This window comes from Eggerthella hominis (assembly GCF_014287365.1).
GTDB lineage: Bacteria > Actinomycetota > Coriobacteriia > Coriobacteriales > Eggerthellaceae > Eggerthella > Eggerthella guodeyinii.
The window spans coordinates 211,936-237,793 of sequence record NZ_JACOOA010000001.1; the positions used below are offsets into that span (position 1 = coordinate 211,936).

The following is a 25,858-nucleotide window of genomic DNA, read 5'->3' on the forward strand; positions in this document are numbered from 1 at the left end:
CAGTTTGTGCTCAGAATTTGAACGATTCAGACGAACGGATGTTTTTGCCGCTTCCGTGGTCGGACTGCGCTAAAATGAGCGATTGCACGGAAATGATAGTTCCCCGGTAGCCATATTCACCTCCGGCGTCGCGCCGGGTTGCAAACGATAGAAAGAGCGATAAGCCACATGGGACAGAACGCCATCGTCATCAAGGGTGCCCGCGAGCACAACCTCAAGGACATCGACCTCACCATTCCGCGCGACGAGCTCGTCGTCATCACGGGCCTGTCGGGCAGCGGCAAGTCGTCGCTGGCGTTCGACACGATGTACGCCGAGGGCCAGCGCCGCTACGTGGAGAGCCTGTCGAGCTACGCGCGCATGTTCCTCGGGCAGATGTCCAAGCCCGACCTCGACAGCATCGACGGCCTGTCGCCGGCGGTGTCCATCGACCAGAAGACCACGAGCAAGAACCCGCGCTCCACGGTGGGCACCACCACCGAGATCTACGACTACCTGCGCCTGCTGTTCGCGCGCGTGGGCGTGCCGCACTGCCCCGAGTGCGGCCGCGTCATCAAGAAGCAGACCACCGACCAGGTGACCGACGAGATCCTCGCGCTCGCGCCCGACGCGAAGGCCATCATCATGGCGCCCGTGGTGACGGGCCGCAAGGGCGAGTTCACGAAGCTGTTCGCCGACCTGCAGAAGGAGGGCTTCTCGCGCGTGCGTATCGACGGCGAGATCGTGAAGCTCGACGGCGAGCCGCGCACGCTCAACAAGAAGATCAAGCACTTCATCGACGTGGTGGTGGACCGCGTGCAGCTGAAAGCGAGCGCGACGAGCCGCATCGCCGAGGCGGTGGAGCTGGCCACGAAGCTGGCCGACGGGCGCGTGCTCGTGCAGGTGCTCGGCGATGACGGCCAGCCGCTCGGCGAGGCCGGCGGCCAGTCGAGCGGCGCGAAGGGCGGCCTGGGCGAGGGCGAGCACATCTTCTCGCTCGCGCTGGCGTGCCCCGAGCACGGCCATTCCATGGACGAGCTGCAGCCGCGCGACTTCTCCTTCAACGCGCCCTACGGCGCCTGCCCCGACTGCCTCGGCATCGGCAGCCGCGAGGAGGTGGACGCCTCGCTCGTGGTGCCCGACCCGTCGCTGTCGCTCAACGAGGGCGCCATCGCGCCGTTCAAGACCGGCAACTACTACCCGCAGGTGCTGCGCGCCGTGGCCGCGCACCTCGGCACCGACGCCGACACCCCGTGGGAGGACATGCCGGCGAAGGCGCAGCGGGGCCTGCTGGAGGGCCTGGGCAAGGACAAGGTGCGCGTCGACTACGTCACGGTGGACGGGCGCGAGACGTACTGGTACATCGAGTGGGAGGGCGCGCTGGCCGCGGTGCAGCGCCGCTACCAGGAGGCGCAGTCGGACGCGCAGCGCGAGAAGCTGGCCAGCTACTTCGCCGTCGTGCCGTGCCAGACCTGCGGCGGCAAGCGCCTGAAGCCCGAGATCCTCGCCGTCACGGTGAACGAGCGCTCCATCCACGACGTCACCGAGATGAGCGCGGCCGACTCGCTGTCGTTCTTCGACGGCCTGTCGTTCCACGGCGCGGAGGAGCACATCGCCGGGCCCATCGTGAAGGAGATCAAGGCGCGCCTCAAGTTCCTCGTGGACGTGGGGCTCGACTACCTCACGCTCGAGCGCGCCACGGCGACGCTGTCGGGCGGCGAGGCGCAGCGCATCCGCCTGGCCACGCAGATCGGCGCGGGCCTCATGGGCGTGCTCTACATCCTCGACGAACCCTCCATCGGCCTGCACCAGCGCGACAACGAGCGGCTCATCGCCACGCTCGAGCGCCTGCGCGACCTCGGCAACACCGTCATCGTGGTCGAGCACGACGAGGACACCATCCGCAGCGCCGACTTCGTGGTGGACATGGGCCCGGGCGCGGGCGAGCACGGCGGCGAGATCGTGGCCATCGGCACGCCCGACGAGATCATGAAGGCCCCGGGCTCGCTGACGGCCGACTACCTGTCGGGCCGCCGCCGCATCGAGGTGCCCGAGAAGCGCCGCAAGCCGCGCCGCGGGTCGCTCAAGCTGACGGGCGCCACCGAGAACAACCTGCACAACGTCACGCTCGAGGTGCCCTTCGGCACGCTCACCGTGGTGACGGGCGTGTCCGGCTCGGGCAAGAGCTCGCTGGTCACCGACACGCTGGCCCCGGCGCTGGCGAACCGCGTGAACCATGCGCACCGCCGCACGGGCGCGTACAAGAAGATCACCGGCCTCGACAAGATCGACAAGGTCATCAACATCGACCAGAGCCCCATCGGCCGCACGCCGCGCTCGAACCCGGCCACCTACATCGGGCTGTGGGACGACATCCGCGCGCTGTTCGCCTCCACGCAGGAGTCGAAGGCCCGCGGCTACTCGCCGGGCCGCTTCTCGTTCAACGTGAACGGCGGCCGCTGCGAGGCGTGCAAGGGCGACGGCCAGATCAAGATCGAGATGCACTTCCTGCCCGACATCTACGTGCCGTGCGAGGTGTGCGGCGGCGCGCGCTACAACCGCGAGACGCTGCAGGTGACGTACCGCGGCAAGAACATCGCCGAAGTGCTGGACATGACCGTGGAGGACGCGCTCGTGTTCTTCGAGAACATCCCCGGCATCAAGCGCAAGCTGCAGACGCTGTTCGACGTGGGCCTGGGCTACATCCGTCTCGGGCAGCCGGCCACGACGCTGTCGGGCGGCGAGGCGCAGCGCGTGAAGCTGTCGAGCGAGCTGCAGCGCCGCCAGACGGGCAAGACGTTCTACATCCTCGACGAGCCCACCACGGGCCTGCACTTCGAGGACGTGCGCCAGCTGCTCATCGTGCTGCAGCGCCTCGTTGACGCGGGCAACACGGTGCTGGTCATCGAGCACAACCTCGACGTCATCAAGTGCGCCGACCGCATCATCGACCTCGGCCCCGAGGGCGGCGAGCGCGGCGGCACCGTGGTGGCCCAGGGCACCCCGGAGGAAGTCGCCGAGGTGGAGGGCAGCTACACCGGCGCCTTCGTGAAGAAGATGCTGGAGGACGGCCGGCTGTAGAGGTTGCGGCGTCCCGGGCGGCGGGCCGGAAACGTCGCGGCTGGAGCGCCCGGGACCCGGGCGCTCCAGCCGCGCCCATGGCGCGGCGGGCTGGGAACCGCTGGTTCGCAGGCGCGGCCCCCTCCTCCCGGATGTTTCACGTGAAACATCTGTTCTGGTCCTCTGTTTGGCGCATACTGTCCGTTTCGGGCTCCCCTGCATGCGGAAAAATCCGACTTTTGGCAATCGACCCCCCCGGTTTCCCGCAAGCGGAAAACTCCGACCTGGGGCTTCGCCGCCCGAGATCGCGACGGCGGCGTCCTGCGACGGCGAAACGAGGAAGAGGATTGCCAAAAGTCGGATTTTTCCGCACATGGGGAGGTGGGAACGCGACGGCGAAAGGCGACCTGGGGAAACGTTCGCAATCGGGAAGGCATGGGCCCGGATCCGCAACAGGTGGGCGAGAACTGCGCACGGGAGGCGCGCCCGGCGGCCCCGCGGCGCCGCGCGTTTGCCGGGCCGCCCGCTGGTCTTTGCCCGAATCTTACCTGAAACCCCTTTACCGCGCGCTCGGGACGTGCGACAATGCCCCGGCTTTGTTGATATCGGGTGGGCGATCGCGTGCGGGAAGTGGGTTCGATCAAGGTGGCGGAAATGGCAGCGGCGGCGGGGAACCGCCATGTTGCGCGCGGTGTCGTGTGCGCTCTTGCGGGCGGCATCTGCTGGGGCTTCTCGGGCACGTGCGCCCAGCTGCTCATGAACGACTACGGCGCTCCCGCCACGTGGATCACCTGCGTGCGCATGGTGATCGCCGCCGTGTTCTTCCTGTTCCTCACCGCGGTGCGCAACTGGCGCGACCTCGTGGCGGTGTTCCGCGACTGGCGCTCGCTCGTGCAGATCGCGGCCTTCGCCATCTTCGGCGTGCTGCTCACCCAGCTCAGCTACTTGAACGCCATCTCGTACACGAGCGCGGGCGTGGGCACCACCATCGAGCAGGTGGGCCTCGTGCTCATCATGCTGTACGTGTGCGTGCGCGCCAAGCGCCTGCCGCGCCTGCGCGAGGCGGCCGGCCTCGTGCTCGCGCTGGGCGGCATGCTGATCATCGCCACGCAGGGCGAGATCGACCAGCTTGCCATCCCCGCCGAGGGCCTGGCCTGGGGTCTCGTGTCGGCCGTCGCGCTGACCTTCTACACCCTCATGCCGGTGCGCGTGCTGAAGAAGTGGGGCTCCATGCTGGTGACGGGCCTCGCCATGCTGTTCGGCGGCTCGGCCGCCTCGGTGGTGGTGCAGCCGTGGACCATGCCGGTGAACCTGCCGCTCGGCGGCATCGCCGCGCTCGTGGCCATCGTCATCGTGGGCACGCTGGGCGCCTACATGCTGTACCTGCAGGGCGTGAACGACGCCGGCCCCGTCAAGGCGAGCCTCCTGTGCTGCGTCGAGCCCGTCTCGGCCATGATCCTCGCGCTCGCGTGGCTCCACACGCCGGTGAGCGCCTGGGACCTCGCGGGATGCGCGCTCATCGTGGTCATGATCCTCCTCGTCACCGAGCGCGAGCCGAAGGCGGAGCCGGCCGCGGCGGGCGAGACCGCGCTCGCGGACGCCTACGACGACGATCCACCGCTGTTCGCCGGCCGCGCGTCGGTGCTGGGCTACTACACGAGCCGCCCCGCCGAGCGCGAGGACTTCGAGCGCGCTGCCGCGCTCTTGGACGTGGGGCACCAAACGTTCGCGGAGCTCGGCATCGACGAGGGCCGCAGCAAGAAGTACCCGTCGGCGCGCCGCCTCATGCACAGCATCAAGAACTCCACGACGCACGTCATCGAGGACGCCCACGGCCACATGATCGCCCTGTTCGCCGTGTCGTTCTCGCCCGACAAGAACTATGAGCGCCCCATCGACGGCGCATGGCTCACCGACACGTCCGCGCAGCCGCAGCCCTACGCCGAGCTGCACTGGGTGGCCGTGGACTACCCGGCGCGCCGCCGCGGCGTGGGCATGTTCATCCTCGACAAGGCCGACCAGATCGCCCGCGCCGGCGGCCGGGCGAGCATCCGCGCCGACGTGTACGAGCTGAACGAGCCCATGCAGAACCTCCTCGAGAAGCACGGCTACGAGCGCTGCGGCACCATCGTGATCAAGGACGTGTTTGGCCGCGAGAAACGCCGCGTGGGCTACGAGCGATTGCTGCGCTGAGAAGGGGAGTATTCACCTCTTGACGTGGCGTTTTGATCGCCTGCCCAAATCGTGGGCAAAACTCTTGCAAAACATCTTTACCGCGCCGCCCAGACATGCGACAATGCGCTGATGCAACGTGGCGGGCAGCTCGCGAGCGGGCCGCCGGGCGCCCCGCTGCGCAGGGTCGACGGGAGGAGGAAGCGTGGGTCAGACGGTCGCATCTACCCCCAAGCAGTACGGCGGCGCCGTCGCGCAGGGAAACCACGTGGTTCGCGGTATCGTCTTCGCGGCGCTCGGCGGCATATGCTGGGGCTTCTCGGGCACCTGCGCCCAGCTCATGACGAGCGGCTTCGGCGTCCCCGTCGCCTGGATCACCTGCGTGCGCCTGCTGCTGGCCGCGCTCATCTTCCTCGTGGTGTGCGCCGTGCGCGAGCCGCGGAACCTGCTGGCCGCCCTGCGCGACGCGCGCTCGCTCGGGCGCATCGCGGCGTTCTCGCTGCTGGGCGTGCTGCTGACCCAGGTGAGCTACCTGTCGGCCATCTCCTACACGAACGCGGGCACCGGCACCGTGCTCGAGCGCCTCGGCCTCATCGTCATCATGGCCTACGTGTGCCTGCGCATGAAGCGTCTGCCGCGCGCCCGCGAGGCCGTCGGGCTCGTGCTCGCCATCGGCGGCACCGTGCTCATCGCCACGAAGGGCAACCTCGGGTCGCTCGCCATTCCGGCCGAAGGCTTGTTCTGGGGCATCGTCTCGGCCTTCGCGCTCGCGTTCTACACGCTGCTTCCCGGCAAGGTGCTGGAGAAGTGGGGCAGCTTCATCGTGACGGGCCTCGCCATGCTCATCGGCGGCTGCGTGGCCACCGTGGCGGTGCAGCCCTGGACCATCCCCGTCGACGTGTCGCCCGCGCTCGCCGGGGTCATGTTCGCCATGGTCATCGTGGGCACGTTCGCCGCCTACCTGTTCTACCTGCAGGGCATCACCGACGCGGGCCCCGTGCGCGCGGGCCTCGTCGGCTGCGTCGAGCCCGTGTCGGCCACGGTGATCTCGGCCGTGTGGCTGGGCACGCCGGTGGGCGTCGTCGACGTCGTCGGCTGCGCCATGATCATCGGCATGGTGTTCCTCGTCACCGAGCGCGAGGAGGGCTCGGGCGGCGCGGCGGCCTACGAGGGCGCCGCCTACGACCTGCCCCCGTTCCAGGGACGCGCCACCGAGCTGGGCTACTACAAGGCGCGCCGCGCCACGCGCGACGACTTCGAGCGCGCGAAGGCGCTGCTGGAGGACGGCCATCGGGCGATGGCGAAGCTCGGCATCAAGGAGGGCCTCAAGAAGTACCCCTCCGCGCGCCGCCTCATGCGCTCGATCGACGAAGGGAAGACCTACGTCGTGGTGGCCTCGTCGAGCGACGCCGAGGGCGCGGGCGCCCCGGCCGACGAGGGCCGCATCATCGGCATGTTCGCGCTCAACCCGCAGGGCGATCCCGCCTACGCGCACATGACGGGCGCGAAGTGGGCCACGGAGCCCTCCTCGCCCGACGATCCCGCGTACGCGGCGCTCCATTGGGTGACCGTGGCGGCCGACGCGCGAAGACGCGGCGTGGGCGGCTACATCCTGGGGACCGCGGAGCGCATCGCCAAGGACGCGGGGAAGGTCAGCATCTGCTGCGACATCTACGAGGACAACCTCCCCATGCACGAGCTGCTCCTCTCGTACGGCTACGAGTTCTGCGGCAACGTCGAGATCCATTCCCGCCTCGGCCGCGTCAAACGCCGCGCCGTGTTCGAGCGCGTGTGGTAGCCCCTCGGGCCTTCCGCGCGCCGCGCACCCCTCCGCACCGAACGATCTGAGAAGAAAACTGAGAAGAAAGAGAACCTCCTGTGCAATTTCGCAGAACCTGCGCATGCGATATCGATCGCATCATGACCATCCTCGCCGACGGGCGGGCCTCGCTGGCCGCGCTCGGCATCGACCAGTGGCAGGGCGGCTACCCGCACCGCGCCGTCATCGAGGCCGACGTGGCGCGCGGCGAGTCGTACGTGGTGGAGGACGGCGGGCGCATCATCGCCACCGCCATGGTCGGCTTCGCGGGCGAGCGCGACTACGATCGCATCGACGAGGGGGCCTGGCTCACCTCGTGCTCGTCCGACCGCCCGACCTACGGCGTGGTGCACCGCGTGGCCGTGGCGTCGGACGGCAAGAACCGGGGCGCGGCGACCTTCCTACTGGCCCGGGCCGAGGACCTCGCGCGCGCGAACGGGAGCGCGAGCGTGCGCATCGACACGCATCCCGGCAACGCGCCCATGCGCGGGCTGCTGGAGAAGGCCGGGTACGCGCAGTGCGGCGTCATCTACATCGCCCACGCCGAGGAGGGAACGCCCGAGCGCATCGCGTACGAGCGGCTCGTGTAGCCGATCGCCCGGGCGTTCCCTCCCCGCTTCCTGTCGAAATTCTGTCGCTCGCGCAGCGTGGGCGACGTATCCGCGACGAGGGGTATAATACAGGTCACTATGTCGGTCCAATCACGCGAGAAAATAGCATTGGCGGTGTTCGCCGCCCTTATCGTGCTGAGCCTTTTCGGCTTGGGATGGTACCTGATTGCCGGGCATTCCTGGAACGTGGCCGCGTCGAACATCGACGACACCTTCGGAAGCATGGACGGCTACACGGCCATCGTGTACGAGGGCACCGCCGTGCCGAAGGCGGTCGACGAGAAGGGCGCGAGCGGCGCGGGCGCGGATGCGGGCGCAAGCTCGGGCGCGAAGGCCGCCGACGTGGCCGACGCCGCCTCCCCCGAGGCCGGCGAGTCGAAGGATCCCGAGCGCAACGAGCACGAGGCGGAGGAGTCCGCGTCGAAGGAGCGCAGCGCCGCCGAGGAAGGGCTTCCCGAACGGGACGCCGCCGACGGCACCGACGGCGCCGCCGATGCCGATGCCGATGCCGGCGCAAGCTCGAGCGCGGGCACGGGCACGGGCACGCTTGCGAACGGGACGTCCGCGAAGGCCAAGCCGGGCGTGACCGTGGCCGAGGCCCAGAGGAGCTACGAGGACAAGAAGGCCACCGTGTTCTCCCTCGACACCGTCGACCTCGATCAGTACGGCGAGGGCACTATCCTCAAGAAGGGCGACCACCGCTTCGGCGTGTTCAGCGTGACCGAGCCCACCACGGTGCGCGCCCTCGAGAAGCAGGTGGCGTACTTCGCCGCGCACAAGGTGGACTTCATCGTGGCCATCACGCCCGACAAGGCCTACGTCGAGGGCGCCTCGGGCATCGACATCGTCGTATCCACCCAGGACGAGGACCTGTTCGTGATGGGCGAGACCATCGACGGCACGTTCTACGTGGACGCCCCCGAGGTGGGCAAGGTGGGCACCATCCTCATCTCTCCCAGCAACGTCGTGTCGGCGAAGGTCATCGAAGAGCTGTGATCGTCGGCGCGTCGAGGAGGACCGACATCCCGCGGTTCCATTTCGATTGGCTGCTCAGGCGCTTCGAGGAGGGCTTCGCGCTCGTGCGCAACCCGATGGTGCGCACGCAGGTGAGCCGCGTGAGCCTGGCTCCCGACGCGGTGGACTGCATCGCGTTCTGGACGAAGAACCCCGCCGTCTTGCTCGCGCGCAAGGACGAGCTGGACCGCGCGGCGCCGGCGCCCTACTTCGTGCAGTTCACGCTCAACGCCTACGGATCCGACGTGGAGGCGGGCCTGCCGCGCAAGGCGCAGCTGCTCGACACGTTCCGCGCGCTCGCGGACGCGCTCGGCCCGGAGCGCGTCGTGTGGCGCTACAGCCCCATCCTCGTGGGCGGGCCCTACGACATCGCGCACCACCTGCATTGGTTCGACGCGTTCGCCGCGCGCCTCGAGGGCAGCACGCGGGCCTGCCGCATCGGCTTCCTCGACACGTACCCGAAGATCGCCGGGCGCATGGCGGCGCTCGGGCTCGCGGGCGTGCCGGACGGGGAGAAGGCCGCGCTGGCGCTGCGGCTGGCCGAGCTGGGGGCCGCGCACGGCATCGACGTGGGCGGATGCGGGGACGGGGCGCTCGACGACGCGGGGCTGGCGCGGGCGGGCTGCATCGACGCGGCGCTCGTGGAGCGCATCGCGGGCGTGCGGGCGGGGCGCGCTTCGGGCGCCGGGCGGCGGGGAGCCTGCCGCTGCGCGCCGAGCGTGGACATCGGCACGTACGACACGTGCGCGAACGGGTGCGTGTACTGCTACGCGAACCCCGGCACGGCGGCCGCGGCGCACGGGGCGGCCGATCCTTGGCGCTTGCGGCGCTACGACCCGGCGTCGCCGATGCTCTGCGACGAGCCGGGGCCCGACGACACGGTGGTGGAGCGTGCCGCGGCCAAGCTGCCCGATGCGCCGCCGCGGCTGTTCTGAGCTGGGGCGGCGCGGCTAGCGCAGGTCGCTCACGTGCTCGCAGGCGTCGCCGTAGGGCACGTAGCGGTAGGACGCCGTGACCTCCTGGCCGTTCGACGGGTCGAGCGCGAGGAAGTTGTCGAGCGTGAGGGCGTCGGGATCCTCGACGTCCTGGTAGCCCATGAGGCAGATCCAATGCTCGCCGTAGGGGCCCGCCACGTGGATCACCGTGGGGCGGCCGGCGGCGATCTCGTCGTAGGCCTCGCGCAGCAGCGCCTCGTCGGAGCCGAGCGAGCGGAACGACGAGTTGCCGCCGCCCCAGCCGGGCCACGTGCAGCAGCCGCAGCCGTACGCGCCGTGGCCGTTCGCCTGGCCGGTGAGGATCGCGTCGCCGTAGGCGCACGCGTAGGCGGGGCAGCAGATGGTGTGGCCGCCGGCCGACTGGTTGCCGATGGCGGCGATGAGGGCGGGGTCGTAGTCGAGGCGCTTGTCGCGCTGCTCGGCCGCCTGCTCCGCCGCGCGCTCCGCGTCGCGCGCGGCCGCGAGGGCGCGCACCTGCTCGAGGTTCGCGACGGCCTCGTCGGCGGCGGTCGCTCGGTCGGAGAGCGCCGGGGCGACGATGGCGGGAGGGTCGAGGGGGAGCGCGAGGGCGCTCTCGCTCGCGAAGGCGGCCTGCGCGGGAGCGCCGCATGCGATGCCGAGGGAGATCGCCGCGCCGAGCGCGAGCGCGCGGGAGGGGAAGCGCGATGCCATGGGAGCATCCTTCCTGCGTCCGCGTCGGGTTCGTTTACGGGGTGAGTGCGGCCGCGAAGCGGTATGGTAACAAAACGGCAACGTCGCAGATCGCCCTTGCGCCAATGCCCTGCGAACCGCCATAGCAGGTTCAAGAAACCTCCATCTTCCATTCCCGCGGCCCGCGCCGCGCGCGACGCGGGCGAGATGAGCTCGGGAGCTCGCAGCCGCTTTCGAGAGGAGTTCTCGAGTTATGCACCCCCGTGACATCGAAAGACTCCGAAAAACGCTCGGTTCCCGAGTTATGCACCCTCGCAAAGCCCCGTGCGCGCCATCTTGCTCGCGCTGGCCGTCTCCGACCTGGGTCGTTCTGCGCTTCGCGCGCAAGGCGCTCGACGGGGGAGCGTTCGGTCCTGCCACGAGGGTGCATAACTCGGGAACCGGGCAGGAGCGGAGGCGGCGGCGCAACGCGCCCGATCGAAAGGAGGGCGCATGCGCATCTGCGTTTGCGCGAAGGCGGCCCGCCCGCGGGCGCCGTCTCGCCAAGAGGGGTACAATGGGCGCGACGCTGCATGCGGCGCCGCGAGGAGGCGGCGCGGGGAGAGGAGCTTGAACATGCGAACCATCGACGCCGACGTGGTCATCGTAGGGGCGGGGCCGGCCGGCATCTTCTGCGCGCTCGCGCTGCTCGAGCGCGGTTTCGCGGGGCGCATCGTCATGGTGGACAAGGGCCTCGCCGTGGAGGACCGCGTCTGCCCGAAGCAGGCGGGCGCGCCGTGCGCGAACTGCGAGCCCTGCCGCATCACGACGGGCTTCTCGGGCGCGGGGGCGTTCTCGGACGGGAAGCTGTCGCTGTCGCCCGATGTGGGCGGCGACCTGCCCGACCTCGTCGGGCGCGACGCGGCGCAGGCCGCCATCGGCGAGGTGGACGCCGTGTACCTGGGCTTCGGCGCCGACGGGCGCGTGGAGGGCGCCGAGCGCAAGCCGGAGGTGGACGAGATCCGCCGGCGCGCCATCAAGGCCGGCCTCAAGCTGGTCGACTGCCCGCTGCGCCACCTCGGCACGGAGCGCGCGCACGACCTGTACGCGCGCATCGAGCGCCATCTGCGCGACGCGGGCGTGGACCTGGTCTTCCGCACCGAATGCACCCAGGTGCTCATCGAGGGCGAGGAGTGCCGCGGCGTGCGCGTCGCCGGCCCCGACGGCCCGGGCGAGATCCGCGCGCGGCGCACCGTGGTGGCCACGGGGCGACGCGGCGCCGACTGGCTCGAGCGCATGTGCCGCGAGCATCGGATAGCGCACGCGCCCGGCCCCGTCGACATCGGCGTGCGCGTGGAAGTGCGCAACGAGATCATGGAGACGGTGAACGACGTGCTGTACGAGAGCAAGCTCATCGGCTACCCCCAGCCCTTCAAGAACAAGGTGCGCACGTTCTGCCAGAACCCCGGCGGCTTCGTGAGCCAAGAGAACTACGACGGCGGCCTCGCCGTGGTGAACGGCCATTCCTACAAGGAACGCAAGTCGCCGAACACGAACCTGGCCATCCTGTGCTCGCAGAACTTCTCGCACCCCTTCGACCAGCCCATCGCCTACGCCCAGAAGGTGGGCGAGCTGACGAACATGCTGGGCGACGGCCGCATCCTCGTGCAGCGCTTCGGCGACATCCTCGACGGCAAGCGCACGTGGGAGAAGGAGCTCGCGCGCTCGAACGTGGTTCCCACGCTGGCCGACGCGGTGGCGGGCGACATCACGGCCGCCATGCCGTACCGCGCCATGACGAACATCCTCAACTTCATGCTGGCCGTGGACGAGGTGGTGCCGGGGTTCGCCGCGCCCGAGACGCTGCTGTACTCGCCCGAGCTCAAGTTCTACAGCAACCGCGTGAAGATGGACGAGCGGCTCCTCACGAGCGTGCGCAACCTGCGCTGCCTCGGCGATTCCAGCGGATGGACGCGCGGGCTCATGATGGCGAGCGTCATGGGGCACCTTGCGGGCGGCGCGTTGGCCGAAGAGCTGTGACCAGGAACGACGCATATCGTACCCCGTTTGCATGACACGGGCGGATGCGGCGATGCGCACAAAATCATGCGTCTGCACGATAGGCGCGCCGCCGGTTTTGGGGCATGCTGGGCCTCGTTGAAACCGGCGGCGACTCCCCAGCGAGGCGCGCGCCACCGACACGCTGTAGGAGGCGCACATGAAAATCTTAGGCATGGGGGTTCCCGAGCTCCTCATCATCCTCGCCGTCATTCTGCTCATCTTCGGCCCCAAGAACCTTCCGAAGCTCGGCGCGTCGGTGGGCAAGACCGTGAAGAGCCTGCGCGAGGGCCTCGGCGGCGGCGAGAAGCTCGTCGAAGCCGACGACGAGGAAGAGCTCGTCGAAGAAGCCGTGGAGGAGGCAGCTCCCGCCGCCGCTCCCAAGAAGACCGTCAAAGTGGCCAAGAAGGCCGAGAAGGTCGCATAACCTACCTACCCTTCCCTTATACGGGCGCGAACCCTCCCTCCCCGCGCCCGCAACCGCCCGCGGCATCCGTGCCGCGGGCGGTTGCGCATTTTGAGGAGGGTGCGGCGAAAGGCGGGAAGCGGGCGCGCAACTCCGCTATGATGGGGGCATCAATCACAACGCGAAGGGGGAGCACGTGCGATTCGGCTTGCGCGCCGACAGGAAGGGCGATTCGCGGTCCCTTTGGGTGATCGGCGGCTTCGTCTGCAACGAGGGGTTCGTGTTCTCGCTGTTCTACATGGGCGAGAACCGCGCCTTCGGCGACGGGCCGTTCGCCTTCGAGCGCGCCGACCTCCTCGGCACGCTGCTGTGCATGCTGCTCGCGTTCGCCCTGCTGCGCCTCGCCTCGCCGCGGGCGCGCGACGCGCTGCTGTCGCGGCCGCTCGTGTGGTGCTACGCCGGGCTGCTCGTGCTGGGCTCGCTCATGCCGGTCATCGCGGGCGACGGCAATCACGGCATCGTGCTGGAAAGCCTGCTCGTGGGCGTGCCGGCGGGCCTCATGCTGGCCGCGTGGGGCCGCGCGCTCGGCCGCCGGCCGGTGGGCGACTCGGTGCCCGAGGTGTTCGTCGCCGCGGCCGCGGCGGCGGGCGTCTGCCTGGTCATGGCCGCGATCCCCGTCCCCCAAGCGCTGTTCGCGCTCAAGCTGCTGCCCCTCGGCAGCGCGCTGGCCCTGCGCGGCCTGCTGCCCGCGCGCGCCGCCTCGAGCGACGCCGGCTCCGAGGGCGGGTCGCTGTCGTTCGGCGACCTGCTGGCCACGAAGGAGCAGCGCGACGAGACGGCGCGGCTCTCGAAGAAGATCATCGCCGGCACCGCGCTGTTCGGCCTGGGCGCCGGCTTCATGGAGACGTTCGGCTCCGACCCCGGCATGGCCTCGACGCCCACGGTGATCGCCAGCCTGCTGCTGCTCATCCTGTTCTGCGTCGCGGCGCTGCAGCTGTTGGCGGCCGGAGGTCTGGGCAAGGGGGGCGCGGCGCCCGGGGGCGAGCGCAAGGCGGGCGCCGCCGTGGACGGCCCGCTCGACGGCGTGTACCGGCTGGCCGTGCTCGTGATGATGGCCGGCTTCCTGTTCGTGCCCGTCCTGGGGTCGTTCGGCGTGCCGGGCGAGGCCATCGTGCTGGCGGGCTATCTGGGGCTCACCTTCGTGCTCGTGTCGCTGTTCCTCGTCATGGCGAAGATCACGGGGCAGGACGCCGCCGTGTCGTTCGCGCGCGGGTTCGCCGCGCTGTACGCGGGCGAGATGGCGGGCATCGCCTGCGGCAACGGCATCGAGCTCTTGGAGCCGGCCGGGCAGGTGCCCTACGCCGTGGCCGCGTTCGCCGGCCTCGCCGCGCTGTACGCGTACCTGTTCCTGTTCACCGAGCGCGACTTCCGCGCCCTGTCGGTCATCGTGCGCGACGCCGACCGCTTCGACGACGCGTGCCGCCTCATCGCCTCCACCTACGGCCTGTCGAAGCGCGAGGCCGAGATCCTGCCGCTCGCGCTCAAGGGGCGCACGGGCGAGCGCATCGCCGCCGAGTTCTTCATCTCGAAGAGCACGGTGGACACGCACCTGCGGCGCATCTACGTGAAGACCGGCATGCACGGCCGCCAGGAGCTCATCGACCTGGGCGAGCGCACGGCGCGCGATCTGTCGCAGCGCGGCTGAGGAGGGCGCCGACATGGAGGGAAAACGCGCGAAGCGCGGGTTGAACAGGGTGGACGTCCAGGTGTGCATCATCGTCGCGGTGGTGGTGGCGCTGTCGTTCCTGTGCGTGTACGCGTTCAACTACAGCGTGACCTACCACGAGATGATCGACACCCTGAAAGAGCGCTCCGACAGCATCGAGCACTACGTGGAGGACGCGCTCGACAAGGCCACGTTCTCGGGCATCGACTCGGCCGAGGACATGGGCGACGAGTCGTACCGCTCGATGAAGAAGGCGCTCGAGGCCGTGAAGGAGGCCACCGGGGTGCGCTACCTGTACACGGCCAAGCGCACCGACGACGGCTCCTTCGTGTACGTGGTGGACGGCCTGTCGTCGAAAAGCGACGACTTCCGCGAGCCGGGCGACCCGATCGAGGAGGAGATCGTCCCCGACATGGAGCGCGCCCTCGGCGACGAGGTGGTGTACCCCGCCGACATCAAGGACACCGGCTGGGGATACGTCTTCGTGGCGTACTACCCCATCCACGAGGACGACGAGGTGATCGGCGTCCTCGGCATCGAGTTCGACGCCCAGCGCCAGTACGAGACCTTCCGCATCGTGCGCCTCGGCACGCCGGCGATCGCCGTGGCGTTCTGCATGCTGGCCATCGCGATCGCGTTCTTCGCCTTCAGGCGCGTGTCGAACCCGTGGTACCGCGACATGGCGAACACCGACTACCTCACCGGGCTCAAAAACCGCAACGCCTTCGAGGTGGACGTCGCGAACTGGGAGCGCAGCGAGGGGCGCGCGTGCGCCGGCATCGTCTCGGCCGACCTCGACGGCCTGAAGGGCATGAACGACACGCGCGGCCACGCCGCGGGCGACGAGCTCATCAAGCGCGCGGCGGCCGTCCTGGCCGAGGCGTGCGCGGACGCGGGGGCGGTGTACCGCGTGGGCGGCGACGAGTTCGCGGCCTGCTACTTCGACCTCGACGAGGAGCGCGCGGCAGCCGTCGCCGAGCGCATCCGCGCAGCCTGCGCGCGGCACCGCGCGCAGGGGTTGCCGCTGTCGATGTCCGTCGGGTGGGCGCTGCGGCTGCCGGGGGAGCGCGTTGAGGACCTGCTGCTGCGCGCCGATCGGCGCATGTACGAGGAGAAGCAGCGCGCGAGGGCCGGGCGCTAGCGGGCGCTCCTGCGGGCGGCCCGCAGCGCGCGGAACTCCTGCGGGGTGGCGCCGAAGCGCTCCTTGAAGGCCTCCGAGAAGCTGCCCTGGCGCGCGAAGCCCAGCCGGGCGGCGATCTCGGCCATGCTGAGGTCGGTGTCGCCCAGGAGCTCGCAGGCGCGCTCCATGCGCAGGGTGCGCGCGTACTCCTGCGGCGTCATGCCCTCGGCCTGCTTGAACAGCCTCGTCAGCTTGCTCGCGCTCATGCAGGCGATGCGGCACAGCTCGCTTGAGGGCACGGCGCGGTCCAGGTGCTCGCGGATGTGGGCCCGCGTCAGGTTGAGCGCGCTGCGGTCGGCTGCGCGGATGGCGCTCGCCGCCCCGCGCGCGTTGGCCAGCGACCAGTCCAGCAGCATCGCCGCGGCCTCGGTGACCTTCGCCTCGTAGTAGGCCGGCGCGGTGATGGACGAGGGCCGCGCCCGCTTCATCTCGTCGAACACCATGTTGAGGCCGGGCACGTCCTGCATGCCGTCGAGCGAGGCGATGGCGCGGGAGAGCACGAGCGGGTCGCAGTGGCACGCCAGGCTCAGGCGCTGCAGGCCCTTCGGCAGCATGCAGATGCTCGTCACGTCGAGGCGCTCGTCGGCCTTCGTCACCTGCCCGTAGGGCTGCGACTTCCACGCGTAGCCCAGCAGCGTCCGGTCGGCGGGGTCGTCGGTGATGCCGAAGTAGGGCACCATGTTGCGGCCGTACGACCCGAAGCAGAACAGGTCGGGCGTCTGGCAGGTGAAGCCCACCTCCCGGTTGAACTGCAGGTCGAAGATCGCCACGGACAGGTCGTCGCCCAGCGGGTAGTACCAGTAGGTTCCCTGGCCGTAGCGCTCGTCGATCTCCCAGAGCATGCCCACGCGCCCGCGCTCGGCGGCCTCCACGCGCACGCCGTGCATGGAGGCGATCTGCGTCTCGTAGATGTCGTGGACGGTGAACGGGCCGTTCGACCCCAAGCCGTCCGCCAGCGAGGTGCGTTGCGCCAGGTAGGCCGCCCGCGAGCGCGCCGCAGGGTCGCCCCCGACGCCGATCAGGTTCGACTCGACGAGGGCGCGCGAGCCCGATCCCGCCGCCGCGCACCTCATTTCGGCGTCATCGTCTAGAATTTCGGCTGAATCATCGCGATCGCTCATTGCACGCCGCTCCTTTTCGTTGCATCGCTAGATTATTAGTCATGGCTAACTTCAAGGATATACCAGACTTCGCGCCCTCCGCAACCCTTTGGTCCGCCGAGGGCGCCGCTACGGGCGCCCCGGCAGCCCCGGCAGCCCCGGTCTGCGCGGCGGCGAGCGCGCGGCGGGCGGGCGCTCGCCGCCGGCTCGACCCGCGCACGTCGCTCGCCGTCCTGCTCATGCTGAACCTCATCGCGTTCGCGCCGACGAAGCCGTGGACCGAGGTGGCGGCCGTGGCGCTGTGCGCCGCGACGATGATCTGGTGCGGCCGCGCGTCGGCGGCGCTGCGCTGGCTGGCGGCCTACGCGGCCGTCTTCGGGGCCAGCATGGCCGTCGCCGCCTTCCCGAACGAGGTGACCGCGTCGTTCGCCGCGATGATCGTCGTGTTCCGCCGCGTGTTCTGCGTGGGGATGTTCGCGTCGAACATGATCGCCACCACGCGCGTGGGCGAGATGGCCTCGGCGCTGCAGCGCGCGCACGTGCCGCGCGGCGGCGTGGTGGCGCTGTGCGTGGCGCTCAGGTTCTTCCCCACGATGGGCAAGGAGTTCTCGTCGGTGGCCGAGGCCATGAAGGTGCGCGGCATGGCGCTGTCGCCCGCGACGGTGCTGCGGCACCCGGCGCTGACGGCGGAGAACCTCATGGTGCCCGTGATGAGCCGGCTGGCCATCGTGGCCGACGAGCTGTCGAACGCGGCCATCGTGCGCGGCATCGACTCCGCGGCGGCGCGCACGTCCTACTACGAGCTGCGCTTCGGGCCGGCGGACGCCCTGTTCGCCGCCCTGTTCGGCGCCGTGGTCGCGTGCGTGGCGCTCATCAAGCTGGGGATGATCGCGTGAGCGCGCAGGCCGACGCGGCGCTTTCGTTCGACCGGGCGGGCTTCACCTACGCCGGCGCGCGCGAGCCCGCCCTCGCCGACGTGTCCCTGAGCGTGCCTGCGGGGCAGTGCGTGGTGCTCACCGGCGGCTCCGGCTGCGGCAAGACCACGCTCACGCGCCTGGCGAACGGGCTGATTCCCGTCTCCTACGACGGGGAGCTGACCGGGTCGGTGCGCATCGCCGGCAAGGACGCGGGGTCGTGGGAGATGGACGCGCTGTGCCGGCGCGTGGGCTCGGTGTTCCAGAACCCCCGCAGCCAGTTCTTCAACCTGGACACCACCTCGGAGGTGGCGTTCGGCTGCGAGAACCTCGGGCTCTCGCGCGCCGAGATGCACCGGCGCGTGGACGGCGCCTTCGCCCTGCTGGGCATCGAGCACCTGCGCGACCGCGACATCCGCGCGCTCTCGGGTGGCCAGCGCCAGATGGTGGCCATCGCCTCGGTGTGCGCGATGGGCCCCGACGTCTTCGTGCTGGACGAGCCCACGGCGTCGCTCGACGTGGGCGCCATGCTCCAGCTGGCCGAGGCGGTCGCGCGGCTCAAGGCCGCGGGCAAGACCGTGCTCGTGGCCGAGCACCGGCTGTGGTGGCTCGCGGGCATCGCCGACCGGGTGGTGGTGATGCGGGGCGGGCGCGTCGTGCGCGACGCGGACGCCGCCGCCTTCGCGCGGATCGGCGAGGACGAGCGCGCGCGGCTGGGCCTGCGCGCCTGGGACCTGGCGCGCGTGTCGCCGGCGCGCCGCGGAGACGGCTCCGCCGCGTCGGGCGCGCGCGCCGCCGACGAGGCCCCCGCGCTCGACGCGGCCGGCCTCGAGGCGGGCTACGGCCGCGACGCGCCCGTGCTGCGCGGGGCGGGCCTGCGGCTGGACGCCGGGACGGTGACGGCGCTCGTGGGCAGGAACGGCGCGGGCAAGACCACGCTGTCGCGCTGCCTGGTGGGGCTGCACCGGGAGCGCGCGGGCAGCGTCCGCTTCTGCGGCGAGGAGCCGCGCCGCCGCGACCGGCCCGAGCACGCCTACCTCGTGATGCAGGAGACCGGCTACCAGCTGTTCAGCGACACCGTTCGCGGCGAGCTGCTGGGCGCGCTCACGCACGGCGGGCTGCGGCCCGCGCCCGACGGGGCGGACGGGCGGGCGGACCGCGCGCTCGCGCGCTTCGGCCTCGAGGACATCGCCGAGCGCCACCCGCTCTCGCTCTCGGGAGGGCAGCGCCAGCGGCTGGCCATCGCCGTCGGCATCCTGCAGGGCGCCCGCGTGCTCGTGCTCGACGAGCCCACGAGCGGGCTCGACTTCGGCACCATGGGGCGCGTGGCCGACGAGGTGCGCCGGGCGCGCGACGCGGGAGCGTGCATCGTCGTGGTCACCCACGACTACGAGTTCGTCTGCGCCGCCTGCGACCAGGTGGCCGTGCTCGAGGACGGCGTCGTGTCCGACGTGCTGCCCGTGCGCGGCGAGGCCCTCGGGCGCATCCGGCGCGCGATCGGCATCGACGGGCGGGCGCGCCCGCTCTGACCGAAGGCATCGACCATTTCAAGAGAAGGAGATACGCATATGGCAACGACGACGGTTGCCGCCTCTTCGGGCGGCGCGAACGCGAAGGGCAAGCTGGTGGGGAAGGACTACATCACGCTGGCCATCTTCGGGGTGCTCCTGTTCCTCGTGTTCATGGTGTTCGCGATGGTGCTGGGCATGAACGCGAACCTGTTCTGGTTCACGCACGCGTGCGGCTCGCTCATCGGCGGCATCGTGTGGATGTACGTGGCCGCGAAGGTGCCCAAGCGCGGCGCGTTCGCCATCATGTCCGCGATCGTCGCGGTGGTGGCGCTGCTGCTGGGCATGCTGTGGACCGGACCGGTGGGCATCGTGGCGGGCGGCCTGCTGGCCGAGCTCGTGGCGGGGGCCGGCAGCAAGCGCACCACGCTTCGCTGCCTGGCGGCGTTCGCGGTGTGGACGCTGTGCTTCTGGGTGGGCCAGGAGTCGATGATCTTCCTAGCGGGCGACGCCTACGTGCAGATCGTGGTCGATTCCGGCATGAGCGCCGAGTACGGCCAGGGGCTCGTCGACTTCATCCACGGCCCGCTCGCACTGGTGGCGCTGGCCGCGACCGCGGTGTGCCCCTTCGTGGGCGGCTGGATCGGCTCGAAGCTGTTCAAGAAGCACTTCGCCAAGATCTCGGCCTGAGCGCCGCGCCCTTCGGCCGACGAGGCGCCGAACGAACGGCTCCCTTTCGGGGGAGCCGTTCTCTTTTTCGGCGGCATCGTCCAATCGGCATCGACGTGCAGCGGATTTCGGCGGGATCGCTATTATGTTCTCTTAGGCTAACAATAAGCACGTTACGGCAAGGAAAGGAACGAATCGTGTCAAGACCGCAGAATCCCATCGTGCGGCTGCTGGAGTTCGCCGGGCCCCACAAGCGCTTGACCATCGCGGGCTGCGCGCTCTCGGCGCTCAACGCCGTGCTGGCCATCGCGATGCTCGTGTGCGTGTGGTTCGTCGTGCGCGACCTCGTGGCCGTCGCCCCGGCGTGGGGCGAGGCGCGGCAGGCCCCGGTATACGGCGCCTGGGCGCTGGCCTTCGCGCTCGCGGGCCTCGTCGTGTACTTCGCCGCGCTCATGTGCACGCACCTCGCCGCGTTCCGCACGGCGACGAACATGCGCAAGGCGGCGCTCGAGCACCTCGCGAAGGTGCCGCTCGGCTACTTCTCCGTCCGCTCCACCGGCGAGCTGCGCCGCGTCATCGAAGGGTCCACGGGGCTCACCGAGGGCGTGCTGGCGCACCGCATCCCCGATTTCGTGGGCGCGCTGGTCACGCCCGTGGCCTACCTCGTCGTCATGTTCGTGTTCGACTGGGTCATGGGCCTCGTGTGCCTCATCCCCGTGCTCGCCTCCGCCTTCTGCATGTTCCTCATGATGGGCGGCGGGCTGGGCGGCAAGGACGGCGAGGGCAACTCCAACGCCATGCAGTTCATGGTGAACTACCAGAACGCGCTCGACAAGATGAACAAGGCCGCCGTGGAGTACGTGCGCGGCATCCCCGTGGTGAAGGTGTTCCAGCAGACCGTCCACTCGTTCAGGGCGTTCCGGGAGTCCATCGTGGCCTACTGCGACTTCGCCACCGCCTACGTGAAGCTGTGCGAGGGCCCGCAGGTGGCGCAGCTCGTCGCCATCAACGCGACGTTCTTCGTGCTCGTACCGGCGGGCATCCTGCTGGCGGGCGCGGCGGGCGACTTCGGCGCGTTCCTCACGAACTTCCTGTTCTACGTCATCTTCTCGGCGCTCACCACCATGATGATGAGCAAGATCATGTACTCGTCGCAGGCGGTGACCGAGGCGCAGGACGCGGTGAGCCGCATCGACGGCATCCTGTCGGCGCCGCTCATGGCCGAGGTGGACCCGGCCCGGGCCGAGGCGCCCGCCGACGACGCCATCGACTTCGACCACGTCACGTTCTCCTATCCGGGCGCCGACGCGCCCGCGCTCGAGGACGTCGTGCTGCACGTACCCTCGGGCGCCACGGTGGCGCTCGTGGGGCCGTCGGGCGGCGGCAAGACCACCGCGGCCTCGCTCGTGCCGCGCTTCTGGGACGCGAGCGCGGGGCGGGTGCTCGTGGGCGGCGTCGACGTGCGGTCCATCCCGCAGGCCGAGCTCATGGAGCGCGTGGCCTTCGTGTTCCAGAACGACAAGCTGTTCAAGCAGAGCCTGCTGGACAACATCCGCGCCGCGCGGCCGGAGGCGACGCGCGAGGAGGTGGAGGCGGCCGCGCACGCGGCGCAGTGCGACGACATCGTGGCGAAGCTGCCGCAGGGGCTCGACACCGTGGTGGGCGCCCGCGGCGTGTACCTCTCGGGCGGCGAGTGCCAGCGCATCGCGCTTGCGCGCGCCATCCTGAAGGACGCGCCCATCGTGGTGCTCGACGAGGCCACGGCCTTCGCCGACCCCGAGAACGAGGCGCTCATCCAGCGGGCGCTGGGGGTGCTGTGCGCGGGCAAGACCGTGCTCATGATCGCGCACCGGCTGTCCACCGTGGCCGGCGCCGACGCCATCTACGTGCTGGACGGCGGCCGCCTCGTGGAGCAGGGGACCCACGCCGAGCTGGTGGAGGCGGGCGGCTTGTACGCGCGCATGTGGGCCGACTATCGAACCTCGGCGCAATGGCGCATCGGAAAGGAGGGCGGCTATGCTGCGTGATTCCCTGGGCCTCACCGACGTGGGCGCGAAGAACTTCAGGCGCGGCGTGTTCTTCTGCACGCTGGCGAACCTCGTGCTCATGGCCCCGATCGGCATCCTGTTCCTGCTGGTGAGCGACTTCATGGACCACCTCGTGGCGGGGGCCCCGCTGCCCGCGCTGGCGCCGTACCTCGCGGGGTGCGTCGGCATCCTCGCGCTCATGGTCCTCACCCAGTGGGCCGAGTACGCGAACACGTACCACAAGGTGTACGAGGAGAGCGCCCGCAAGCGCACCGACCTGGCCGAGCACCTGCGCCGGCTGCCGCTGTCGTTCTTCGGGCGGCGCGACCTGTCCGACCTCACGAACGCCATCATGAAGGACTGCTCCGACCAGGAGCGCATGTTCATGCACGTCATGCCGCAGCTGTTCGGCACGGGCCTGTCCACGGCCATCGTCATCGTCGGCATCTTCTTCTACGACTGGCGTCTGGCGCTCGCGGCGTTCTGGGTGGTGCCCGCGGCGCTGCTCGTGATGGCGCTCACCGGGAAGCGCCAGCAGCGCAAGGCGCAGGCGATGGAGGACGCGCGCCTCGAGGTGGCCGACGGCGTGCAGGAGTTCCTGGAGTGCGCGCAGGAGATCCGCGCCACGAACCGCTCGGCGGCGCATCTGGACGCGCTCGCGGCCAAGCTCGACGCGTTCGAGCGCAGGCAGGTGGCGTCCGAGCTGACCACCGGCGTGTTCGTCACCTCGGCGCAGGCGTTCCTCAAGCTGGGCATCGGCACCACCGTCTTCGTGGGCGCGACGCTGCTCGTGTCCGGGCAGACGGACTTCATGACCTACTTCGCCTTCCTGCTCGTGGTCACGCGCGTGTACGACCCGGTGAACCTCATCCTGCAGTCCATCGGCGAGCTGCTGAGCATGCGGCTGTCCATCAGGCGCACGCAGGAGCTGGCCGCCGAGAAGCCCATGGAGGGCTCCACCGACTTCGCGCCGCGAGGCCACGACGTGGTGTTCGAGGACGTGTCGTTCTCGTACGGCGACGGCGAGCAGGTGCTGAGGGACGTGTCGTTCACCGCCCGCGAGGGCGAGGTGACGGCGCTCGTGGGCCCGTCCGGGTCGGGCAAGTCCACGGTGGCGAAGCTGGCGGCGCGCTTCTGGGACGCCGACGCGGGGTCGGTGCGCGTGGGCGGCGTGAACGTGGCCGACGTGGACCCCGAGACGCTGCTGGCCGACTACGCCGAGGTGTTCCAGGACGTGGTGCTGTTCGACGACACGGTGATGGGCAACATCCGCCTGGGGCGGGTCGGCGCAACCGACGAGGAGGTGCTGGCGGCGGCGCGCGCGGCGATGTGCGACGAGTTCGTGAGCCGCATGCCGCAGGGCTACGACACGATGATCGGCGAGAACGGCGGGCGGCTGTCGGGAGGGGAGCGGCAGCGCATCTCCATCGCGCGCGCCATCCTGAAGGACGCGCCGGTGGTGCTGCTCGACGAGGCCACGGCCTCGCTCGACGTGGAGAACGAGACGCAGGTGCAGCAGGCGCTGTCCAGGCTGCTGGCCGGCAAGACCGTGCTGGTCATCGCGCACCGCATGCGCACCGTGGCGAACGCCGACAAGGTGGTGGTGCTCAAGGAGGGGAGCGTCGCCGAGCAGGGCGCGCCCGCCGAGCTCATGGCGCGCGAGGGAGGGCTGTACCGGCGCATGGTGGAGCTGCAGACCGCGTCGGCGGGCTGGTCGATCGCTTCCTGACCGGCGCCTCGCGCACGTCCGCCCGAGCGCGTTCGGGCAGGTTCGGGCAGGTTCGGCGGCCCCGGCGGGATTCCTGCCGGGGCCGTTTCCCTGAGGGAGTTGTGGAGAAACAAACGGTACCTGTTGAAAACCCCTTGAAATCTAACAGGTACCGGTTTATCCTCGTGTCCGGAAAGAATGACCGGTACCTGTTGTACATGGCAGGGAACGGGCCGGCCGCTGGGAAAGGACTATGCTCCGATGGAATTGCTCGAGATCATCCTGCTGTTGCTGGGCGCGGTGCTCGCGTCGTCCGTGCTCGACCAGATGATGCCCCGCGTGTCGCTGCCCCTCGTGCAGATCGCGCTCGGCGCGGCCATCGCGGCGCTGTGGGCGGGCCCTTTGGAGGTGCATATCGACCCCGAGCTGTTCCTCGTGCTGTTCATAGCGCCGCTGCTGTTCGACGAGTCGCGGCGGGCGAGCAAGCGGGATCTGTGGGCGAGCAAGGGCGGCATCGTGTCCCTGGCCGTGGGGCTGGTGCTGGCCACCGTGCTGGCGGTGGGCTTCGCGCTGCACTGGCTCGTGCCCTCGGTGCCGCTGGCCGCCGCGTTCGCGCTGGGCGCCGCGCTCGGGCCGACCGACGCCGTCGCGGTGTCGGCGCTGTCGCGCGACATCCGCCTGAGCAGCCGCCAGGAGGCGCTGCTGTCCGGCGAGGCGCTGCTGAACGACGCCTCGGGCGTGGTGTCGTTCCAGTTCGCCATCGCCGCGGCCGTCACCGGGGCGTTCTCGCTGAGCGAGGCGACGTCGACGTTCGCCGTGTCGTTCGCGGGCGGCCTCGCGCTGGGCGTGGTGCTGGGCCTGGCGGCGCGGTTCCTCGTCCAGACCATCCGCGGCCGCGGGCTGGAGAGCACGACGGTGCACGTGGTGTTCGAGGTGCTCACCCCGTTCGTCGTGTACCTCGCCGCCGAGGCCGTCGGCGTGAGCGGCATCCTCGCGGTGGTGGCCGCCGGGCTGCTGACCACGCTGTTCCCGCCGAAGACGTCGCCGTCGGCGGCGCGGTTGGACATCGCCTCGTCCAACGTGTGGGACGTGCTGGCCTTCGTGCTGAACGGCGTGGTGTTCGTGCTTTTGGGCATGCAGCTGCTCCCGTCCGTGCTGCCCACGTGGAACGGCGGTTCGCTGGGCCTTCCGCAGCTCGTGGGCTGCGTGCTGGCGCTCACCGTGCTGGTGGAGGGCGTGCGCTTCGCGTGGCTCCTGGCCATGGAGGCGCTCGCGCGCCGCTCGTCCGGGGGCGGCCTCCGCGTCGGGAAGGAGGGCGTGCGCGACGCGCTCGTCACCACGCTCGCCGGCCCGAAGGGCGCGGTGACGCTGTCCATCGCCTTCACCATCCCCCTCGCCGTCGCGGACGGCCCCTTCCCCGAGCGCGACCTGCTCATCTTCCTGGCCTCGGGCGTCATCCTGTGCACGCTGCTGCTGGCGAACTTCGTCGTGCCCCTGCTGGCGCCGGCGCGCGACGACGCCGAGCAGGAGGCGCAGCGCGCGGCCTCGGTGGCCGTCCTGCAGAACGTGGCGGCCGAGCTCGAGGGGCGCAAGGACGAGTACGGCGCGGCGGCGACGCGCATCGTGACGGCGCAGTACGCGGAGCGCATCGCCCGCCTGCGCGACGGCGACGCGCAGCTCGACCGCGTTTCCGGCCTGCGCGTCGAGGTGCTGGAGCGGCAGCGGGCGCGCGTCGCGTGGATGATCGAGGACGGCCAGGTCGACCGTCTGGTCGGCGACGAGACGCTCGACCGGCTCGAGCGGTCCCAGCGCCTGCTGGAGCGGCGGGGCGCGGGGAAGGGGCCCGGCAGGACGCGCCGCCGGCATCGCCTGGCGGGGCTGCTCGGGCACCGCGCGCTCGGGCGGCCCCCGGCGGGCGGCGCTCCCAGCGCCGACGCGCTGCTCGTCTCCCGCAACCTCGACGAGTGCGCGACGGAGTACCTGCGCTCGCGCATGGCCGACGGCGATCCCGACGCCAAGCTGGCGGAGCTTCTGCTGGGCGAGCACGAGCTTCGCCGCGCGGCCGCCGGCCCCGCGACCGCCCCGGTCGAGCGCGAGGACCGCGAGGAGGTCCTGCGGCGCGTGCCCGAAGTGGAGGCCGAGGGGCTGCGCCTGGAGCTCGAGCAGATCCAGGCGATGCGCGAGCGCGGCTCGATCAGCCGCGAGGTGGCGCGCGACCTCCGCGAAGAGGTGTATCTGATGCAATTGGATTGCAACGCCGCTTGAGCGCCGTGCTCGATCGC

General features: G+C 70.5%; 18 protein-coding genes. 16 read left to right on the forward strand and 2 right to left on the reverse strand.

Annotated elements, in window-relative coordinates:
* Window positions 1–168: 168 nt before the first annotated feature.
* The 6 genes from uvrA (at window position 169) to H8S61_RS01015 (ending at window position 9,590) form a co-directional block, all read left to right on the forward strand.
* A complete protein-coding gene (gene uvrA, locus H8S61_RS00990; protein ID WP_186937629.1) occupies window positions 169–3,060 on the forward strand; it encodes an excinuclease ABC subunit UvrA in 2,892 nt (963 codons plus the stop codon).
* Between the two features lie 633 nt (window positions 3,061–3,693).
* Complete coding sequence (locus H8S61_RS00995; protein WP_186937630.1) at window positions 3,694–5,232, forward strand: GNAT family N-acetyltransferase; 1,539 nt, start codon at window positions 3,694–3,696, stop codon at window positions 5,230–5,232.
* A gap of 184 nt (window positions 5,233–5,416) precedes the next feature.
* On the forward strand, window positions 5,417–7,009 hold the full coding sequence (locus tag H8S61_RS01000; protein WP_186937631.1) for a GNAT family N-acetyltransferase: 1,593 nt from the start codon (window positions 5,417–5,419) through the stop codon (window positions 7,007–7,009).
* An 80-nt stretch (window positions 7,010–7,089) separates the two neighbouring features.
* A complete protein-coding gene (locus H8S61_RS01005) occupies window positions 7,090–7,620 on the forward strand; it encodes a GNAT family N-acetyltransferase (RefSeq protein WP_160941686.1) in 531 nt (176 codons plus the stop codon).
* A 99-nt stretch (window positions 7,621–7,719) separates the two neighbouring features.
* Window positions 7,720–8,637 carry an alcohol dehydrogenase gene (locus tag H8S61_RS01010; RefSeq protein WP_186937632.1) on the forward strand — a complete coding sequence of 306 codons (918 nt, stop codon included), beginning with the start codon at window positions 7,720–7,722 and terminating at the stop codon, window positions 8,635–8,637.
* The gene (locus H8S61_RS01015) at window positions 8,634–9,590 is read left to right on the forward strand and encodes a DUF1848 domain-containing protein (RefSeq protein WP_186937633.1); all 957 of its coding nucleotides are present in this window, start codon (window positions 8,634–8,636) and stop codon (window positions 9,588–9,590) included. The genes H8S61_RS01010 and H8S61_RS01015 overlap by 4 nt, the downstream gene beginning before the upstream one ends.
* A 15-nt stretch (window positions 9,591–9,605) precedes the next feature.
* On the opposite strand, the gene H8S61_RS01020 is transcribed toward H8S61_RS01015, so the two are convergent.
* Window positions 9,606–10,322, reverse strand: a complete 717-nt coding sequence (locus H8S61_RS01020) for a cysteine peptidase family C39 domain-containing protein (RefSeq protein ID WP_186937634.1) — start codon at window positions 10,320–10,322, stop codon at window positions 9,606–9,608.
* Between the two features lie 594 nt (window positions 10,323–10,916).
* On the opposite strand from H8S61_RS01020, the gene H8S61_RS01025 reads away from it, so the two are divergent.
* The 4 genes from H8S61_RS01025 (at window position 10,917) to H8S61_RS01040 (ending at window position 15,611) form a co-directional block, all read left to right on the forward strand.
* Window positions 10,917–12,320 carry an NAD(P)/FAD-dependent oxidoreductase gene (locus H8S61_RS01025; RefSeq protein ID WP_186937635.1) on the forward strand — a complete coding sequence of 468 codons (1,404 nt, stop codon included), beginning with the start codon at window positions 10,917–10,919 and terminating at the stop codon, window positions 12,318–12,320.
* Between the two features lie 178 nt (window positions 12,321–12,498).
* On the forward strand, window positions 12,499–12,765 hold the full coding sequence (locus H8S61_RS01030; RefSeq protein WP_186937636.1) for a twin-arginine translocase TatA/TatE family subunit: 267 nt from the start codon (window positions 12,499–12,501) through the stop codon (window positions 12,763–12,765).
* Window positions 12,766–12,940: 175 nt separating this feature from the next.
* Window positions 12,941–14,449, forward strand: a complete 1,509-nt coding sequence (locus H8S61_RS01035; protein WP_186937637.1) for a helix-turn-helix transcriptional regulator — start codon at window positions 12,941–12,943, stop codon at window positions 14,447–14,449.
* 13 nt (window positions 14,450–14,462) lie between these two features.
* On the forward strand, window positions 14,463–15,611 hold the full coding sequence (locus H8S61_RS01040) for a GGDEF domain-containing protein (protein ID WP_186937638.1): 1,149 nt from the start codon (window positions 14,463–14,465) through the stop codon (window positions 15,609–15,611).
* Here the strand turns inward: H8S61_RS01040 and H8S61_RS01045 are convergent.
* On the reverse strand, window positions 15,608–16,771 hold the full coding sequence (locus H8S61_RS01045) for a helix-turn-helix domain-containing protein (RefSeq protein ID WP_009304423.1): 1,164 nt from the start codon (window positions 16,769–16,771) through the stop codon (window positions 15,608–15,610). The two genes, H8S61_RS01040 and H8S61_RS01045, sit on opposite strands and share 4 nt — an antisense overlap.
* A 41-nt stretch (window positions 16,772–16,812) precedes the next feature.
* Here H8S61_RS01045 and H8S61_RS01050 point away from each other — a divergent pair, with 41 nt between their 5' ends.
* The 6 genes from H8S61_RS01050 (at window position 16,813) to H8S61_RS01075 (ending at window position 25,841) form a co-directional block, all read left to right on the forward strand.
* Window positions 16,813–17,646, forward strand: a complete 834-nt coding sequence (locus tag H8S61_RS01050; protein WP_186937639.1) for an energy-coupling factor transporter transmembrane component T family protein — start codon at window positions 16,813–16,815, stop codon at window positions 17,644–17,646.
* Complete coding sequence (locus H8S61_RS17660) at window positions 17,643–19,193, forward strand: ABC transporter ATP-binding protein (protein ID WP_186937640.1); 1,551 nt, start codon at window positions 17,643–17,645, stop codon at window positions 19,191–19,193. The genes H8S61_RS01050 and H8S61_RS17660 overlap by 4 nt, the downstream gene beginning before the upstream one ends.
* 39 nt (window positions 19,194–19,232) lie before the next feature.
* Complete coding sequence (locus tag H8S61_RS01060; RefSeq protein WP_009304421.1) at window positions 19,233–19,862, forward strand: MptD family putative ECF transporter S component; 630 nt, start codon at window positions 19,233–19,235, stop codon at window positions 19,860–19,862.
* Window positions 19,863–20,038: 176 nt separating this feature from the next.
* Window positions 20,039–21,868 carry an ABC transporter ATP-binding protein gene (locus H8S61_RS01065; protein WP_186937641.1) on the forward strand — a complete coding sequence of 610 codons (1,830 nt, stop codon included), beginning with the start codon at window positions 20,039–20,041 and terminating at the stop codon, window positions 21,866–21,868.
* Window positions 21,858–23,597, forward strand: a complete 1,740-nt coding sequence (locus H8S61_RS01070) for an ABC transporter ATP-binding protein (RefSeq protein WP_186937642.1) — start codon at window positions 21,858–21,860, stop codon at window positions 23,595–23,597. The genes H8S61_RS01065 and H8S61_RS01070 overlap by 11 nt, the downstream gene beginning before the upstream one ends.
* Before the next feature lie 240 nt (window positions 23,598–23,837).
* A complete protein-coding gene (locus H8S61_RS01075) occupies window positions 23,838–25,841 on the forward strand; it encodes a Na+/H+ antiporter (RefSeq protein ID WP_186937643.1) in 2,004 nt (667 codons plus the stop codon).
* Window positions 25,842–25,858 lie beyond the last annotated feature (17 nt).

Bases quoted from the DNA above. Each gene is read 5' to 3' on its own strand.
- H8S61_RS01050 (WP_186937639.1), top strand. From the start codon at position 16,813: ATGGCTAACTTCAAGGATATACCAGACTTCGCGCCCTCCGCAACCCTT.
- H8S61_RS01010 (WP_186937632.1), top strand. From the start codon at position 7,720: ATGTCGGTCCAATCACGCGAGAAAATAGCATTGGCGGTGTTCGCCGCC.
- H8S61_RS01075 (WP_186937643.1), top strand. From the start codon at position 23,838: ATGGAATTGCTCGAGATCATCCTGCTGTTGCTGGGCGCGGTGCTCGCG.
- H8S61_RS00995 (WP_186937630.1), top strand. From the start codon at position 3,694: ATGGCAGCGGCGGCGGGGAACCGCCATGTTGCGCGCGGTGTCGTGTGC.
- H8S61_RS01040 (WP_186937638.1), top strand. From the start codon at position 14,463: ATGGAGGGAAAACGCGCGAAGCGCGGGTTGAACAGGGTGGACGTCCAG.
- uvrA (WP_186937629.1), top strand. From the start codon at position 169: ATGGGACAGAACGCCATCGTCATCAAGGGTGCCCGCGAGCACAACCTC.
- H8S61_RS01070 (WP_186937642.1), top strand. From the start codon at position 21,858: ATGCTGCGTGATTCCCTGGGCCTCACCGACGTGGGCGCGAAGAACTTC.
- H8S61_RS01060 (WP_009304421.1), top strand. From the start codon at position 19,233: ATGGCAACGACGACGGTTGCCGCCTCTTCGGGCGGCGCGAACGCGAAG.
- H8S61_RS01045 (WP_009304423.1), bottom strand. From the start codon at position 16,771: ATGAGCGATCGCGATGATTCAGCCGAAATTCTAGACGATGACGCCGAA.
- H8S61_RS01020 (WP_186937634.1), bottom strand. From the start codon at position 10,322: ATGGCATCGCGCTTCCCCTCCCGCGCGCTCGCGCTCGGCGCGGCGATC.
- H8S61_RS01025 (WP_186937635.1), top strand. From the start codon at position 10,917: ATGCGAACCATCGACGCCGACGTGGTCATCGTAGGGGCGGGGCCGGCC.
- H8S61_RS01030 (WP_186937636.1), top strand. From the start codon at position 12,499: ATGAAAATCTTAGGCATGGGGGTTCCCGAGCTCCTCATCATCCTCGCC.